Genomic DNA, 16,398 nt, shown 5'->3' on the forward strand with positions numbered 1-16,398 from the left:
GCGTTTCAATTAAACCGAATCGCAACTGAGGAGCGTGTCATGAAAGCTGTAGTACTTGAACAAATTGGTGGTAGCGACAAGCTGACTTATAAAGATATTGAGACCCCACAACCAGGTAAAGGGCAGGTGTTAGTGAAAGTGGCAGCGGCGCCTGTCAATTATATCGATACCATTATTCGAGAGGGCAATATGCCACCAGGAATGATGCCGAATTTACCTTTTATTTCGGGAGTTGAGGGTAGCGGTATCATCGTCGATGCGAATGAAACCGACATGCAAGTAGGCCAGAAAGTTGCCTATCTCGGCCCTATTGGCGCATCCATGTATGCCGAATATACCGCGGTAGATGCCAACAAGCTGATTCTACTCGATGACAACGCCGATCTAATGCTTGCGGGGGCAATGCCAGTGACCTATTTCACTGCATATCACATGCTACATAATGTAGTGAAAGCGCAGTCTGATAAGTTTGCTCTCGTATATGCGTCTACCGGGGGCGTAGGGACCGCGCTAATTCAGCTAGCGAAAGCGGCAGGGGTAAAAGTCATTGCACTCGACAGACAAGATGCAAAAGTTAAACAGGCATTAGATTTGGGCGCGGACTTTGCGTTTAACTCGACCCAGCCATGGATTGAGAGCGTAAAGCAAGTGACGGGTGGCAAAGGTGTAGACTACATTTTTAACCCTGTTGCAGGCGACACCATTAAACAAGACTTGGAGGTACTAGCAACCCTAGGTCACATCGTCATCTTCGGGTTTTTAGCGGGTGTAGGTGATACAAATACGCAAGCGGAAATTGTGAATCACTTTGGTAAATCTCCCACGTTGACGTATTCGGAAATCTACGCCACCTATTTCAGCAATTTCCCTCTGGTAAAGCAGTCTCTTGAGTACGTCTATCAACTGTTGGGTGAGAACAAGTTAAAGCCTGTTTATTCTCAGATGGCATTGTCTAGTGCGGCTGAGGCTCATGACCTTATTCAAAGTGGAAAAGTCATGGGCAAGCTGCTGTTGGCGCCTTAGTTCATCTGATGTGCTCGTAAGAGCTATCGCCGATGAATCTTGTTATTCGAGGTTTATCGTTCACTAAATACAATACCCAGGTCACAAGTGACCTGGGTATAATGATTTAAGCTAAACCTAATTTTTGGTTTATAAGTTGCGCTCCTTCGGCTAACGATGTGAGTTTCCCATATGCTATATCGGGGTCAACTGCACCAAAGCCGGCAAATGTACCGAACCCGCAGTCGGTACTTGCAACTACACGTGAAGGGCCTACGATATTTGTGAATTTTTCAATGCGCTCAGCGACTAGTTTTGGGTGTTCGATAAAGTTAGACGTGCTATCAATTACACCTGGCATTAATATTTTGTTTTCAGGTATGTCGGCTTTGCGCTCAGCAAAAACTTGCCATTCATGACCATGTCTCGGGTTGGCTGATTCAAACGATAAGTAAGTCGCTTTCGTACTCATCAGCGTATCAAACATTTTTTCCATTCCGATATCACAAACATGGGGTCCTTCATAGTTTCCCCAACAAATGTGAAGTCGGATTTTTTCTTCTGGAATGTTTTGTAAAGCGTGATTCATTGCCTCAACATGCATATTGGCGATACGGATAAACTCACTGTCACTTAGCTCGGTGAACACCATGTGGCGAGATAAAGCAAGATCAGGACAGTCTAATTGCAAGTCAAACCCAGCAGCCACAATTGCCTCATACTCTGCTTTCATCACATCAGCTAATGCGGCGAGGTAGGCTTCCCGCGAGGCGTAAAAATCATTTTGTAGAAACAAGGACACAACCCCAGGTGAGGCGGCATTCATAAAACCACGGCTAATATCATTGGTATTTAATGCCAAGGAGAGGTTTTCAATATCTTTGTGCAGTGCGGCCATGTCTTTGACTTTGATTTCCCCAGTACAACGCGGCCGGGCATAGGTAGGTGTACCGCCCGACTGAGCGATGCGTTGGAGAAAGTTCGGATACAATTTTAAATCGGCAGGGGCGTTTCGCTCGCTATCACCTGAAAAGCCAGTGTATCTGTCTTTCACATAAGTGGCATAAGAGATCTTTGACGTCTCACCATCGCTGACAATATCGATACCAACGTCTTTTTGTTTTTTTACGGTCTCTTGAACTGCGTTTTGCATGCAATCATCAAAAGCTACCTCGTCGTAGGGGTGCTGCTTCTCTTTAGCAAATATGAAGTCTACAACGGGTTGTGATCGAGGCAGCGAGCCTACGTGGGAGGTAAGTACTTTTTTCATTTGCCCTAGATATTGATTGTCTGTTTTGGCCAGTATATTGATAATTGCATTCGAAGTCATATTTTGTTTCGGCATCACTACCAATATCAAGTCAAGGGAATGTTAGTGTTTGTTGGGCAACCAGCACTCTGCAATGCAGCCGTTGGTATCGCTACGATTGACCAATCGTAGCGTGCCTTGGTGTGCCTCAGCAATTTGACGGCACAAGAAAAGGCCAATGCCATTGCCATGTGGCTTTGTTGTGTAAAAAGGAACAAATAAATTGTCTGAACTGGGCAGGCCAACGCCATTATCGATAATTTCGATTCTCACGCCGTGATCAAAGGCTTGCCAGCCAATCGAAACAGGCTCATTCGTGGCTGATGCCTCAACGGCATTTTTCATCAAATTAATCAGCAATTGTTGAAGCTGATCTGGGTCAGCTTGAAGCACTAAGTCGGTGCTGTTGGTAAGGATAAAAGTGCCTTCGACAAGGTCGGTCATTGCCGCAAATACATTGCGCAAGTTAACGGGCTTTTTCTGCGGTTCTGGCAATTTCGCTAGTCGCGTGTAGGAATCAGTGAAGCGCAACAAACTACTGCTTCTCTCGTGAATTAAGTTGAGCGCTTTGTGATATTGAGTATGCCATTGCTCATTTTTGTCATCATCGAGTCGTGTGACTAAGGTCTCACTGACGGAAATTAGTGATGCCAATGAATTGTTTAACTCATGGCCTAATACACGAATTAATCGAGTCCAGGCAGTGCGCTCTTCCTCTCTCAATGCCCGAGAAAGATCGTTGATCAAAACCAGCGAGTAAGAAACGCCATGTTGTACGAAACGGTTTTTACGCAATTCCCAACGGCCGCCCCTACTGGGAAACCAGTGCTCAAAAACGCTACCAGAGGGCTGGTTGAGTACTGTCCCCATTTGTAATTGGCTTGAAGACAATCCAACTAGCGATGAACGGCTAGTTAAAAACAGTGCCTCACCTTTTTCATTACAATTTTGCAATACGTCTTGATGATCAAAAATAAACACAGGAATATCAAATTCAGCGAGCAGCTTGTTCAGTAAAATGTCTGACTCTAGGTCATCGAGGCGTTTATTTTGATGTTGTTGCGCTAACAGATTAATCTCGCGATACACATCACTCCAAGCACTGGAATCGGTTTGAGCAGCAACCCGTAAACTGAAATCGCCGACTCTGAGGCTTTCAATGACATTGGCAAGGCTGTGAAAATGGCGGGTAAGTGTGTTTTTGACATGAAAGGCGATGAGCAGCCATAACCCTATTAGCAAGGGCATTACCGTCAGAGCGACCAACCAACTTACTCCCGACGTCCACAAAAGCACCGCGACACTGCATATCAGTAGGATACCCAGAAGCAGAAACCAACGAAAAATTCGCGACTCCAAGCTCGATGCGGATGGTGTTGTTATGGTAATTGGCCTATTCCTTTATGTCGGTATCGATAATGTCTGCATATTTTTCTAATCTACGATACAAGGCTGCACGAGAAATGCCTAGTTTTTGGGCGGCAGCAAGTATATTACCCTCGCTCTGGTTCAGAGCGCGCGTGATCAAGTAGTGCTCAGCTTGCTCCAATGTCATATTGTCCAGTCCTTGTTGCGATGGACTGTTTTGTAATCCTAGATCCACAACGCTGATCATCGAACCGGTAGCCATCAGCACCGCTCTCTCCACACAGTGCGACAACTCTCTCACATTGCCAGGCCAAGTGTGGTGGCGCAATGCCAATTTCGCGTCTTCACTCAAGTTGATTTCCGGGCGTCGGTATTTCTGTCTTAGCGATGAGAGAAAACGCTCTGCAATCGGTACGATATCTTCTATTCGTTGTCGAAGCGGTGGAATTTCAATGGTAATCGTATTTAGTCTGTACAGTAGATCTTGCCTAAAGCGACCTGCGGCTAACTCGTCATCGAAATTAACGTTACTCGCGGAGATCACCCTGACATCGGCACGTTTAGTTTTTGAACTGCCCAAAGGTTCAAATTCCCCGCTCTCGAGTACGCGTAAGAGTTTGCCTTGTAATCCCATCGGAATATTGGCAATTTCATCGAGAAAGAGTGTTCCTTTGTCGGCCATCTCAAATCGTCCCATTCGATTGGCTTTGGCATCGGTAAACGCTCCTTTTTGATGCCCAAAAAGTTCGCTTTCAAACAATGAGTCAGACAAGGCCCCCATATTGACGCTGACCATTGGAAGAGAATTCCTGCTACTTAAATGATGAATGACCCCTGCGAAGAGGCTTTTCCCTACACCGCTTTCTCCCGTTAATAGAATATTGGCGTCGCTCGCTGCAGTGCGCTCTATTAACGACATAACGGCTTCCATACTCTTAGCGTTGGCGATGATATCGGGCTCAGCTGGTCCTCTGCTTGCCGCAGCCGTTAGACGTATATTGGATTGTTTGGTTGAAGCCAGCGCCAGTTGATTGGCGATGAGTGAGAGCAATCTTGCGTTATTCCATGGCTTTTCAATAAAGTCATTGGCACCTTGCTTGATTGCTTTAACGCTGAGTTCAACATTGGCCCAAGCCGTCATTGTAATAATGGGGAGCACAGGGTCGATGTCGCGAATCTTTTTGATCAGCGCAATGCCTTCATCTCCTGATGTGGTGTCTTTGGCATAGTTCATGTCCATCAACACTAATTGAATCGGGCGACTGTCCAGCAAATGCAATACTGCGTCTGGCGAGTCGGCTTCAACAATCTCATATCCTTCAGGTGCAAGCAGTATATCAAGCGACTGACGAATATGAGACTGATCGTCTGCAATGAGAATTTGGGCGTTTGTCATACGTTTTACATTGCCTTGTTAATCATAATGTAGCGCTTGCTGAGGATGTATGCGCGTCGCCCTTCTCGCGGGCAACCAAGTTGCAATAACACCAACGGCGAACAAAATAAACGGGACTAACACAAAGGTTATCGGATCCGCCAAGTTAACACCATAGAGTAGACTCGCGATTAGATTGCCCGACAAGATAGCGAGTATCACGCCGACAACAGCACCGATTAAAACTGGCCTTGAAGTATCAATGATGATCCAACGTCTAATCACAGAAGGTCGCGCACCAATTGCCATTCGAATACCAATTTCATTCGTTCTTTGGGTTACCATGTTATCGCTTATGCCGTAAACGCCGATACTTGCGAGAATTAAGGCAACAGCCGAAAATGCGGCAAGTACGATTAACAGTAACCGCTCACTTACTATAGAACCGCTAGTTAATGATTCCAGTGTCTCAATCAAAATCATGGGGGCAGTCGCTTCCATTGCCGTTGAGGCATTGAGCATGTGGTTTTTGACTGAGCCAAGGTTGCCACCAGTCGTTTTGACTAGGAAACTCATACCCGGGTAGTTATGTTGAGTGACTGGCAAATAGAATTCTGCAATCGGAATGGCTCTGAGGCCGCGATGTTTAACATTGCCAACGACGCCTATGACGGTGTGATTTCCGCCCATCCAAGCGGGTAGCGACAATACATTGCCAACAGGGTTTTGACCCGGCCATGTTTTATCCGCTAGTACTTTATTAACAATGACAACTTTTGGGCTGTCAGGTGTGTCGCTGAAGTCAAACTCACGTCCCTGAGTGACAGGGATGTCGAGTAGGTTGAAATAGCCAGGTGTAATCGATCGCACTGACGCCGACGGCTCTTCTCCTACCGGCACTGCAGGTGCACCTGCATAGGTGTAGTTGACCGGATAGTCGATGCCTGTTTTACCCATTGGCATGGTCGATGTTGCCGCGACGTCGACCACCTTAGGATCCGCCTTGAGCTGTTCAGCTAAATCGAGCCAATACTGTGAGCGGTTGGGTTGGGGATTAAAATTATCGGGTAGCCATACGTGCCCGGTAACGATATTTTTGGCGGTAAACCCGGTATCTTGATTGGCAAGTGATAAATAGCTGCGCAGCAATAACCCCGCACAGACAAGGAGTACAACAGCAACGCACACTTCGCTTGATACCAATAATCTTCTGACATGCTGGCTTTTTTTGTCGCCTGTCACTTTGCGGCCAGCTTGCTTGATAGCCTCGGATAATTTGCTGGGGTGGACGATAGAATATGCGGGGACCAAGGTTGTTAATATAGTTGAAAAGGTGATTAACCCTAGCACTGCAAATAAGGTGGTTTGATCTAGTCCGATTTCATGAAGTCTGGGTAGGCGGCCGCCCATAATAGAAGCTATCCACTCCAATGACCATGCCGCTAGGAGTAGCCCAAGCAAACCACCAATCGAACACAGCAGTGCGCTTTCCGTTAATAACTGACGCAGCAATCTTGCTCTGGATGCGCCAACCGATACTCGGATGGCCAACTCTTGGGTGCGGTTGGCGTATTGGGCAAAAGTTAAATTAACGACATTGAGCACCGCAATAAGAAAAACGGCGCTCACTGAGGCTAAGAGCAAGTAGAGTGACGCTTTAGTGTCTTTGACAATCGCTTCTAAAACCGAGGTGTACTTTATCACCCACGTTTTGCCACCATCGCTATTGTCTTGGTCAAGCATGCGTTGTAACGCCGCGGAACGCTGCGTAGCCTGGGCAATCGATAAGTCACCTTCCAATCGGCCTACCATTAAAACGGGTCGTTGTAGTTGATTAATAGGTTGCCAAAAATCGACGGACGTAAATCCGGTATTTGAATAATTTTGTGGCATCACACCTAATACATTGAATGCTTGGCCATCGAGGGTGATAACGCGGTTAAGTATGTCAGGGTCACGGTTAAATTCATCTTGCCAGATGTTGTAACTGATAACGACGGATTGAGTATTGATGTCACTTTCCTCGTACCAACGCCCTAAAATGGGCTCTACGCCGAACATCGATAAATAATTGTGGCTTGTGATAAGCACAGTAAAAGGAATATGTCGGTCACCTTTTGCCAAGGTCACTTGATCATAAGCGTAGAATGAAAGTTCGCTGAGAGGCGATTCGGTTTGCCGTACTTGGTCGTAAAAGCCGATGTTCAAGCCACTATTAAATTCGTTTTTCTTTTGGTTAAACGCACCGACATATACCAACTGGTTGGCATTTGGAAAGGGCAAAGGCTGTAACAGGACTTTGTTGACTAGGGTAAACATCGCGGTGGTGATACCAATGCCAAGCGCGAGAGTCAGAATTGAAATCAGCGCAAATGTAGGGTTGGCACGTAGGCTACGGCCACCAAATTTTAGGTCATCTATGAAACGTTCCATGAGAGCCTCCTACTGATTAGCGGCCATAGGGTGAACAGGTATTTGTTCGTCAACCATTTTGCCGTCGAACAATTGAATCACGCGATGGGCAACGTCAGCATAGCGGCTGTCGTGCGTGACCATACAAATCGTCGTGCCCTGTTGGTTGAGCTCCCCTAGCAATTGAATTACCGCTTCTCCGTTTTTGGAGTCTAGATTACCTGTTGGTTCATCAGCCAATAAGAGCGCTGGCTCGCATACCAATGCCCTTGCCACAGCGACCCGTTGTTGTTGGCCACCGGACAATTGACCGGGGAAGTGCCGTTGGCGATGACTCATGCCCACTTTTTCGAGAGCCGCTTCAGTTTTGACTTTGCGTTCAGCTTTACTCAAATCATTGCGGTATGTCAGTGGTAACTCCACGTTTTCAAAAACGTTCAGATCGCCAATTAAGTTGAAGGCTTGAAAGACGAAGCCGATAGATTGACAGCGCAACAATGCGCGATCGTCGAGGTTTAAATCCTGAGTTGGCTTGCCATTGATTGAGTAACTGCCTTCACTTGGGACATCTAACAATCCGAGAATTGACAGCAAAGTCGATTTACCGCACCCAGAAGGACCAGAGATGGATAGGAACTCTCCTGCTTGTATATCAAATTCAATGCTGGACAGCGCATGGGTTTCAATTTCATCGGTGCGAAAAATTTTACTGACATTTTTCAACGAGATAATAGGTGATGTTGGTGTCATGTTTATTCTCCAAAGCGCTGGGCTATTGTGTTAACTGTATCGCATTAAATTGATTAAATTCAGACATATCTGAAACAATGACAGCGTCACCGAGTTTTAAGCCTGAAACGATTTGTATTGTTGACACGGAGGCCTTGCCTAGCAGTATGTCTCTCTGCTGTGCTTGGCTTCCGTCGGAAGTCAGTGTGAACAAGGTGGTTTGAGTAGAGGCGACTGAACCAATTGGCCTTTCAATAAATAGCGCATCAGCTATGTGCTCTACTGTAACCGTGCCCGTGACACTTAGGTCGGGCCTAGCGCCGTACGGCAATTCACTGACGAGTGTCACGTCTACCTGAACATTGCCATTTTCAACTCTTGGATCGATACGTTTTACAACGCCTTCGACTAAACCGTTGCGAGTGTCGATTGAAACGGGAAAACCAATTTGTAATTCCTGCACACGGTTTTCCTGTACTTGCAGTTCTGCCATCAATGAATCTGGGTTAGCAACTTGTGCTATGTTGCTACCAATTTCTATACGCTGGCCCACATCGACCGAAACTTGTTGCAAAACACCGTCAAAGTCAGCCGTGATACTCAATGCCTGTATTTGTTTTTCGAATAAGTTGACTAAGTTTTGGTACTTCAACACATTAGCTTGTTCCGCTCGTAACTTCGCATCGACAACATCGGTTCTGCGCTTTTGCGTTTTCAGGCGGATATTTAGTTCGGTTTGTTTTTGGGCTGTTTGTAATTTGGTATTAGCGAAATCAAGTTCTGAAATGATGTGTTTGTCAGCCAGTGGTTGCTCTGCTTTTTCTTTGAGTTGAGCTGAGGCGAATGCCATTTTGGCCTGTGTTACTAAAAGCTCTTGCTCTAATGTTTGCTCTTCTAACTGTGCTTTTAGGGCAAGTAGATTGGCTTCTGCCGCATCAAGTTCCCAACGAGCTTGTTGCATTTGACTGACAAGATCTGGGTTGGACAGCTCGGCGATTACAGTATTTGTCGTTACTTGAGCGCCGGGTTTGACTAAAACGCGCTCGACACGGCCTGGGCTACTGGCTGCAATCCATCTAATCTCGGACGGCACTAGCACACCCACTCCTCGCACTTCGCGAATAAAGTTGCCCTGTTGGACCTTACTTACCCAAACATCCTGCTGATTGACTGAAGGCAAAGCTGAATCAAAAAGGTATAGGGAGGCGACTGTCGCACAGAGTAAAGCCACACCTAACGCGATTGTTATGTGCTGTTTAGTGCCTTTTTTTGTTGCCTGATTATTAACTGGAATATCCATCTGGTTTCTCCATTTGGTATTGGGAACGTTTCCAGTATTGCGAGGAGTATGCCAATTGTTGTTTTAAAATTAACATTATGATTTTTATAATATTTATTGTTTCAGTTTAGAGGCTTCGCTAGTATGACGCGACAGATGTGTTCGGTATCGATCAGCGTATTTACGATATCGAACACTTGGCTCAAAAGGAGAATCTTGATGCGTATGATGATTGCAGTACTATTGACACTGGTCTTGAATATGGGGGCAGTGGCACGTGATGAATCCACCTCTTCCATGCTCGGTTTGAGAACCGTGGTATACATGGTCGACGATATTGAGCAGGCAAAAAACTGGTATACCCAAGCGTTTGGTATCGAGCCGTATTTTGACGAACCTTATTATGTTGGATTTAACATCCGAGGTTACGAGTTGGGGTTGATGCAGAGCGAGAAGGGCCGGCGAACGGCAAATGTGATTGCATATTGGGGGACCGAGGACTTAGATGCCACATTTGAACGCCTAAAGAAAATGGGAGCGACCGAGGTTGATGGTATTAGTGACGTCGGCGGAGGAATTAGACTCGGTGTTGTCCAAGACCCATTTGGCAATGCACTAGGGCTAATCTATAACCCCATTTTCAAAGCCCAATAGTTATTGGGCTATTGATCGATAACTTCCTGACGTTCTCGCTCATAAGTGTCATAATCCTTTTGGTAGCGAGCTTCGCACTCTTCGCGTTGCGCACCATAGAGCTTTCTGCATTCTTGTAATCGATTCTCTTGCGCAGCGTTATAAAGGTCCCTTGAACTGCACGCCGATAGTAAAATCGCACCGGCAGTGATAATGACTCCAAATTTTTTCATCGTTTTTTCATCAATAGTGGCTCTTGTGTTTTTCGACTATTGCGAAACACAAAGGTTCAGCCTTTAGCTCACACTTTTCGATTCCTCGAGCAGGACTTGGCATGCATTGAGGCGAGTTTTCCAGTTGTTACCCAATATCGCAGTCATATCGACATTTTTCTTTATATCCCTGATAGCAGCAGTCAGTGAGGGAGTTAGCTCGCTATTTTTATTGCTTAAATAGTGATAGCTGAAAAAAGAGTAAGCCGGAAACGTTTTATAAAAGACTTCCTTTCGGTTGAGCTGACATAAGACTTCCGGTGCATTGTGTAAAGGGAGCAGCAATGCTGACACCCGAAGTGCCTCCAAAAGTTTGGCGAGATCATATGTTCTGGCTACCGGGATGCAGGCTAGATTGTTGTCAGTACATACTAACTGTGACATTTCGGAGCCCGACTGCCTTCCATAAAACGCGCCTTCAACAGCGCGACACTCTCTATCTTCTAAACAGAAAAGACCAAAGCGCACTTCACCTAACGGTTCATCAACACGAATGACGCCTGAATAACTTTCCATGACCGGTGGTAAACGCCCAGCGTCCGCATCAAGTTCGCCAGAGGCCACTTTTTGTAGTCCTCTACCCGATGGGTAATACGTGAACTCTGGCGTGATCCCGACCTTTTGATAGGCCATGGTTAAATACTTTTCTAGATGCTTACCTGCCATCGAATTGTCCAAGCTTTCACTCACATTGATGACATAGTTTCTCGCTCCAGCGGAGAAGGAAAACAACACAATTAATGACAATAAAAATCCACGCATAACAACCCATTTATTAAACAACATCGGTACCTTATAGGTATGAAAAAATATATAAGCGCATGCTTTGTTATTATTTTAATTAAAACAATTGTTTAGTATTATTTTGATATGAGTGCATCCTGCTTCATTCAACAAAGCTGACGGATTATAGCACGTTTTCGACTGGTCTGATGTCTGATTGGTATGATATCGAATACCAATGTATTGCTGCGCCATACAAAACATGTCAATTGGGCCAATCATGTTTATTTCGGCTGAAATGACGGGCTTCAAGGGTATGTACCGCTATTTGATGGTTTAGTAGAGGCTCCCAAAGGCAGCATCGACCGCCTTTCGAACACCCCAAATCTAGTTATCGATAAAAATCCAACTAAAAGGCATCGTCGAATTGGCATGTATTGCATCAAGCTTGCCCATCGACGAAGTTATTCGCAGAGTAAACTACTCACCTTAAATGACGCTAAACACCCGACATGATTTAGTCTTCAATTGACGTTTTGTAATGATTTTTTAATCGCATCATTGGTACCGGGTTCAACGGGTTGCGCGTTAGTTGCTTGAGAGTAAAGCGGCCTAAACAAGCGTGAAAGCCACGATTGGGTAGAGCCTTTTTGACGTCGCGTATAAAAGCACGGTCGACCCCATTGGCGATGACACCAAGGGAGAAGTCTGCCAAGTCCGCTTTGCGAAACACCTCTGTTAAACGCTGGTACGGCCCTTGATAACTAAACACAAGATGATGCATATCAATGATGGTTTGCACTTCGCGAATCCAGGCTTCTCTTCCCGTCATTTTGAGGTACTCATTGCACAATTCATAAGACGGCACGAGGTAATCTACGCGGTCGTGCGTCCATAATGCAATATCGTGAAATGCTGCGGCAATTTGCCATTTTTCACTGTCTTCTTGAGAGTGATCGGGTAATAGATAATGGCAAAAATTTAGCATTCTCGTGACGTGGTTTCTGTAGCCGTCAAAGTCTTTGCCGATAGTGCTCTTGTACTCGGCTAAAATACGGTCAGTTAGCGGGTAGCTGTGTGTGACTGCCATTGTTGATCTCCATTGCTTTTTAACAAACTCATGTTAGAGGATGCAAACTATTTCAACGATGGCTAAAATGGTATTAAACATTACTATTACGCCAAAATGATATGAAAATTGCGCTTATTGGTTTTGACGGCATTAGTCTATTTCACTTGTCTATTCCTATCGCGATTTTTCACGACGCGCTGGCTGTCGATAGCCACCCTTATGATGTCCGTGTATGTAGTGAAAACGCCAAGGCTATCGTCACTGCGAGTGGCCTTGTCGTCAGCGCGCAAGCGGATTGGTCTTTTATCGGTGTGGCTGATGTCGTGATATTTCCCAGCTGGTCTCCTGGTTTATCTGTTTCCAACGTATTAAAACGCAACGTACAATCCGCAGTTGATAGCGGCAAAATGGTAGTGGGTCTTTGTGTAGGCGCTTATGCACTTGGCTATATGGGGTTGCTTGACGGACAACGTGCAACATCGCATTGGCGTTATGCCGATGACTTCAAACGGCAATTCCCAACCGTTACTTTTGAAACAAATCCATTATTTATCGATAGTGGCAATATCATTACGTCTGCTGGCAGTGCCGCCTCAATAGACTGTTGTTTGTATTTGATGAGAAGGCTGCGCGGGCAGAGTATTGCGAATCAAGTTGCGAGAATGATGGTGGCCGCTCCGAGTAGACAGGGAGGGCAGAACCAATTTATCCAGCAACCCATTCCTGAACGTCCAAAAGATAACAGGCTGGCGAATTTTATTGATCATGTATTGCATGATTTAACACAAGATTTCACGTTAGCTTATGCCGCTAAGCAGTGTGCGATGAGCGTCCGCAGCTTTAATCGTCACTTTCAACATGCCTATGGGATTGGCTTCATTCAATGGCTAATTCATCAGCGTCTAAATGCCTCGCTAAGGTTACTTGAGGAGTCGACGTTATCCATCGCTCAAGTTGCAGAGAAATCTGGATTTTCCTCTGAGCAGATTTTTCGTAAACACTTTAAAAGTCGATTTGATACGCTGCCCAACCAATGGCGAAAACTGTTTACCACACCGAGTCTTAAGAAGGGACCTTTGTTATGAGTAGTCGCATGTATACCGAATTTGCAAAAGAATATGAAGCTGCAGTCAGTGACAACATATACAACAGTATGTATGAACGCCCATCTTTGCTGACTTTGTTGCCGGCATTGGCGGGAAGTACAGTGCTTGACTTGGGCTGCGGTCCTGGGATGTATGCAGACATTTTAGTGCAAAATGGTGCGAGCGTAACGGCAGTCGACGCCTCTGCCCAGATGGTTGAGATTACTCAAGCCAAAATTGGTTCGTCTCATCGTTGCTATCAACAAGATTTGGCGCTGGGGTTACCTCGTGAGTCGACAGAACAATATGATTTGGTCATCAGTCCGTTAACGATTCACTACTTAAAAACGCTGTTACCGCTGTTTAAGGATATTGCGCGAGTGCTCAAACCAGATGGCAGTTTTGTGTTTTCCACGCACCATCCCATTGTCGATTTTGCCGATTCACCTGCCGGTCAGTACTATGACACGGAGCGTATTACTCAACAGTGGAATACCTTGGGTCGTCCTGAGACGGTTAGTTACTACAGAAGGCCACTAAGTGACGTCACCCATGCCATCAATGAGTCAGGTTTTGTCATCGATAGATTGACAGAAGGACAAGTGTCGCCTGATTTAGCCTCCCGTTCTCCTAAGTACTATGAGCGTTTAACTACGCGGCCCACGTTCCTTTTCTACCGTTGCGTCAAAAGACGATAATTCGCGGCAGAAATAAAAAAGCCAACCGAAAGGTTGGCTTAGTTCTTAGGTTGTCAGGTTATTCCGTTTCGTTTGGAAGGGGGAAGCCTCTGTCACGCATCAAAGCTTCAACCTTGGCATCTCTGCCTCGGAACAAGCGATATGCCTCACCCGGATCCATAGCGTTTCGTATAGAGAATAAGTGTTCAACTAACTTATCTGCCAAGGCTTTATCGTAAAAACCACCTGGTGCTTCGGCAAAGGCCTCTGATGCATCGGCGGTTAATACTTCTGCCCACATGTAGCCATAATATGCTGCTGCATAGCCTTCACCAGAGAACACGTGTCCGAAGTGAGGGCTGCGGTGACGCATTACCAATTCTTTTGGCATCCCCAGTTTCGTCAATTCTTCACGTTCAAACGCGTCTGGCTCGATCTTTTCAGGATCTGTCGTGTGATACAACAAGTCCATAATGGCGGAAGCGAGATATTCAGTCGTACCAAAACCTTCGTTAAACGTCGCGGCCTTCTTAATTTTATCAACAAGCGATTTAGGAATCGGCTCACCCGTTTCATGGTGAACGAGGTAATTGTTGATAACCTCGTCCGTTAACAACCAGCGTTCTAGAAGCTGTGATTGAAATTCTGTGTAGTCTCGTACACCTGAATGAGAAGTCGGGTATTTAACCGTTGCACTTAAGAAGTGAAGCGCGTGGCCAAACTCGTGGAAGTAGGTTTCAGCATCATCCCACGAAATCAATGTCGCTTCGCCTTCGGCACCTTTAACAAAGTTTGAATTGTTTGACGATAAGACCGTTTTCTTGCCATCAAATGTGGTGTGAGAACGGTAGGTTGTTGCCCATGCACCAGAACGTTTACCAGTACGAGAGAAGGGATCTAAATACCATAGACCAATGTGCTCACCAGTTGTTTTATCTGTTACATCCCACACTTTCACGTCTTCGTGGAACACGGGTACCGAGCCTTCTGGTACTGGCTTGAAATCAAAATTGAACAAGCGACCCGCGACATAGAACATAGCTTCACGCAGTTTGTCTAATTGTAAGTACTGTTTTACTTCGTTGGAATCGAGATCATATTTTGCTTTTCTCACTTTTTCAGCGTAAAAGCGATAGTCCCATGGCTCGATTTTGATATCTGCCCCTTGTGCATCTGCTACGGCTTGCATATCGGCAACTTCTTGCTCCACTCGCGCAATAGCAGCAGGCCAGACACTCATCATTAGTTCCATCGCGGCTTCAGGTGTTTTGGCCATTCTGTCTTCAAGACGCCATTGCGCGTAATTGTCATAACCTAGTAGCGCTACACGTTCATCACGAAGGGTTAAGATTTGCTTAATTAATTCATTGTTATCAAAACCGTCACCATTGTCGCCTCGGTTGTAATAGGTTCTCCATACTTTTTCACGCAGGTCGCGTTCTGTTGAGTACGTCAAGAATGGGTCCATTGAAGAGCGAGTATTGGTAATCGCGTATTTACCGGTTTCTCCTCTGCTTTCTGCCGCGGCAGCAGCCGCTTTAACAAATGACTCAGGCAAGCCATCAAGCTGATCTTTGGTGATATAGGTGACATAGCTTTCTTCGTCAGCGAGCACATTGTTTGAAAACTGCGTATGGAGTCCAGCCAACTCTTTATTGATCTCAGCATAACGCGCTTTGGCATCGCCAGTCAGCGTTGCGCCATTGCGAGCGAAACTGTTGTACGTTAGCCAAGTAACACGTTGCTCTTCCGAAGTGAGATTTGCATATTCAGGACTCTCATATACCGCTTTTACACGTTGAAAGAGTTTGTCGTTCTGGGTAATTTTCGAGAAAAATGAAGACAACACAGGAGACATTTCACGCTGAATCTCGCGGAATTCTTTACTCGATTTATTCGATGCCCAAATACCGTAATACGTGAAAACGTTCCCCAAGGCATCTCCGGCTTTTTCCATAGCTACTATGGTATTTTCAAATGTTGGAGCGTCTGGGTTATTGGCAATTGCTTCTATTTCAGCAAGATTCAATGCCATGCCTTCTTCCAAGGCGGGCTTGAGATCTTCAAGCTTCATTTTGTCAAAGGCAGGTACGCCGCCGTATGGACCCGTGTAGTCAGATACAAGTACGTTGCTCTGCGCCATTGGCTCTGCACTCTCAGATTTTGCTTCAGCTGCTACGTCAGTTTGTGGTGCTTTCGTATCGCTGCATGCCCCCAATGCAAGCACAACACCTGTCGCTAGCAAGGCTTTTTTGAATTTTTCCATGGTTTTCCCGTCTTGTCGTTTTTATAAGTTTTGATTGAAAATTGGTCGTTAAATATGACTAAACACCTTAGCGTAGAACATTACTCTAGTTGGTTAAATCAAATTTGTCGTATGTATCTGTGTTTTAACGCTTTTTTGCGTTATGTGATAACGTATCAAGGGGGAGTGGGAACACAAAAAAACGGGCAAAAGCCCG

General features: G+C 45.6%; 14 protein-coding genes. 4 read left to right on the forward strand and 10 right to left on the reverse strand.

The genetic code is table 11. The features are described 5' to 3' along the window. Positions 1 to 39: 39 nt before the first annotated feature. Positions 40 to 1,023, forward strand: a complete 984-nt coding sequence (locus AC27G9_RS15660; protein ID WP_487075411.1) for a quinone oxidoreductase family protein — start codon at positions 40 to 42, stop codon at positions 1,021 to 1,023. Positions 1,024 to 1,129: 106 nt separating this feature from the next. On the opposite strand, the gene AC27G9_RS15665 is transcribed toward AC27G9_RS15660, so the two are convergent. The 6 genes from AC27G9_RS15665 to AC27G9_RS15690 form a co-directional block, all read right to left on the reverse strand. Next, positions 1,130 to 2,332 carry a cobalamin-independent methionine synthase II family protein gene (locus tag AC27G9_RS15665; RefSeq protein WP_487075412.1) on the reverse strand — a complete coding sequence of 401 codons (1,203 nt, stop codon included), beginning with the start codon at positions 2,330 to 2,332 and terminating at the stop codon, positions 1,130 to 1,132. 42 nt (positions 2,333 to 2,374) lie between these two features. After that, positions 2,375 to 3,607, reverse strand: a complete 1,233-nt coding sequence (locus AC27G9_RS15670) for a sensor histidine kinase (RefSeq protein WP_487075413.1) — start codon at positions 3,605 to 3,607, stop codon at positions 2,375 to 2,377. Between the two features lie 97 nt (positions 3,608 to 3,704). Beyond that, entirely contained in the window at positions 3,705 to 5,075 is a 1,371-nt protein-coding gene (locus tag AC27G9_RS15675) for a sigma-54-dependent transcriptional regulator (RefSeq protein ID WP_487075414.1), read from the reverse strand. Between the two features lie 18 nt (positions 5,076 to 5,093). After that, positions 5,094 to 7,487, reverse strand: a complete 2,394-nt coding sequence (locus AC27G9_RS15680; RefSeq protein ID WP_487075415.1) for an ABC transporter permease — start codon at positions 7,485 to 7,487, stop codon at positions 5,094 to 5,096. A 9-nt stretch (positions 7,488 to 7,496) separates the two neighbouring features. Further along, on the reverse strand, positions 7,497 to 8,216 hold the full coding sequence (locus tag AC27G9_RS15685) for an ABC transporter ATP-binding protein (protein WP_487075416.1): 720 nt from the start codon (positions 8,214 to 8,216) through the stop codon (positions 7,497 to 7,499). Between the two features lie 22 nt (positions 8,217 to 8,238). Beyond that, positions 8,239 to 9,495, reverse strand: coding sequence for an efflux RND transporter periplasmic adaptor subunit (locus AC27G9_RS15690; protein ID WP_487075417.1), 1,257 nt, complete (start codon positions 9,493 to 9,495; stop codon positions 8,239 to 8,241). Positions 9,496 to 9,693: 198 nt separating this feature from the next. Between AC27G9_RS15690 and AC27G9_RS15695 the strand changes: the two genes are divergently transcribed. Further along, entirely contained in the window at positions 9,694 to 10,128 is a 435-nt protein-coding gene (locus AC27G9_RS15695) for a VOC family protein (protein WP_487075418.1), read from the forward strand. An 8-nt stretch (positions 10,129 to 10,136) separates the two neighbouring features. On the opposite strand, the gene AC27G9_RS15700 is transcribed toward AC27G9_RS15695, so the two are convergent. From AC27G9_RS15700 to AC27G9_RS15710, 3 genes are all read right to left on the reverse strand, one after another. Next, on the reverse strand, positions 10,137 to 10,340 hold the full coding sequence (locus AC27G9_RS15700; RefSeq protein WP_487075419.1) for a hypothetical protein: 204 nt from the start codon (positions 10,338 to 10,340) through the stop codon (positions 10,137 to 10,139). Positions 10,341 to 10,403: 63 nt separating this feature from the next. After that, positions 10,404 to 11,141 carry a hypothetical protein gene (locus AC27G9_RS15705; RefSeq protein WP_487075420.1) on the reverse strand — a complete coding sequence of 246 codons (738 nt, stop codon included), beginning with the start codon at positions 11,139 to 11,141 and terminating at the stop codon, positions 10,404 to 10,406. A gap of 478 nt (positions 11,142 to 11,619) precedes the next feature. Then, positions 11,620 to 12,192, reverse strand: coding sequence for an HD domain-containing protein (locus AC27G9_RS15710; RefSeq protein ID WP_487075421.1), 573 nt, complete (start codon positions 12,190 to 12,192; stop codon positions 11,620 to 11,622). A gap of 101 nt (positions 12,193 to 12,293) precedes the next feature. Between AC27G9_RS15710 and AC27G9_RS15715 the strand changes: the two genes are divergently transcribed. Together AC27G9_RS15715 and AC27G9_RS15720 are read left to right on the forward strand one after the other, a co-directional pair. Beyond that, positions 12,294 to 13,259, forward strand: a complete 966-nt coding sequence (locus tag AC27G9_RS15715; protein WP_487075422.1) for a GlxA family transcriptional regulator — start codon at positions 12,294 to 12,296, stop codon at positions 13,257 to 13,259. Then, positions 13,256 to 13,957 carry a class I SAM-dependent DNA methyltransferase gene (locus AC27G9_RS15720; RefSeq protein ID WP_487075423.1) on the forward strand — a complete coding sequence of 234 codons (702 nt, stop codon included), beginning with the start codon at positions 13,256 to 13,258 and terminating at the stop codon, positions 13,955 to 13,957. The genes AC27G9_RS15715 and AC27G9_RS15720 overlap by 4 nt, the downstream gene beginning before the upstream one ends. A 58-nt stretch (positions 13,958 to 14,015) precedes the next feature. Here AC27G9_RS15720 and AC27G9_RS15725 read toward each other — a convergent pair whose 3' ends face one another. Beyond that, on the reverse strand, positions 14,016 to 16,202 hold the full coding sequence (locus AC27G9_RS15725; protein WP_487075424.1) for a M3 family metallopeptidase: 2,187 nt from the start codon (positions 16,200 to 16,202) through the stop codon (positions 14,016 to 14,018). Between the last annotated feature and the right edge of the window lie 196 nt (positions 16,203 to 16,398).

The sequence above is a fragment of the Alteromonas sp. 5NS40-0096 genome (assembly GCF_057544385.1).

Coding starts and splice junctions, on each gene's coding strand:
- AC27G9_RS15660 (WP_487075411.1), top strand. CDS start 40: ATGAAAGCTGTAGTACTTGAACAAATTGGTGGTAGCGACAAGCTGACT.
- AC27G9_RS15665 (WP_487075412.1), bottom strand. CDS start 2,332: ATGACTTCGAATGCAATTATCAATATACTGGCCAAAACAGACAATCAA.
- AC27G9_RS15675 (WP_487075414.1), bottom strand. CDS start 5,075: ATGACAAACGCCCAAATTCTCATTGCAGACGATCAGTCTCATATTCGT.
- AC27G9_RS15680 (WP_487075415.1), bottom strand. CDS start 7,487: ATGGAACGTTTCATAGATGACCTAAAATTTGGTGGCCGTAGCCTACGT.
- AC27G9_RS15685 (WP_487075416.1), bottom strand. CDS start 8,216: ATGACACCAACATCACCTATTATCTCGTTGAAAAATGTCAGTAAAATT.
- AC27G9_RS15690 (WP_487075417.1), bottom strand. CDS start 9,495: ATGGATATTCCAGTTAATAATCAGGCAACAAAAAAAGGCACTAAACAG.
- AC27G9_RS15695 (WP_487075418.1), top strand. CDS start 9,694: ATGCGTATGATGATTGCAGTACTATTGACACTGGTCTTGAATATGGGG.
- AC27G9_RS15700 (WP_487075419.1), bottom strand. CDS start 10,340: ATGAAAAAATTTGGAGTCATTATCACTGCCGGTGCGATTTTACTATCG.
- AC27G9_RS15705 (WP_487075420.1), bottom strand. CDS start 11,141: ATGCGTGGATTTTTATTGTCATTAATTGTGTTGTTTTCCTTCTCCGCT.
- AC27G9_RS15710 (WP_487075421.1), bottom strand. CDS start 12,192: ATGGCAGTCACACACAGCTACCCGCTAACTGACCGTATTTTAGCCGAG.
- AC27G9_RS15715 (WP_487075422.1), top strand. CDS start 12,294: ATGAAAATTGCGCTTATTGGTTTTGACGGCATTAGTCTATTTCACTTG.
- AC27G9_RS15720 (WP_487075423.1), top strand. CDS start 13,256: ATGAGTAGTCGCATGTATACCGAATTTGCAAAAGAATATGAAGCTGCA.
- AC27G9_RS15725 (WP_487075424.1), bottom strand. CDS start 16,202: ATGGAAAAATTCAAAAAAGCCTTGCTAGCGACAGGTGTTGTGCTTGCA.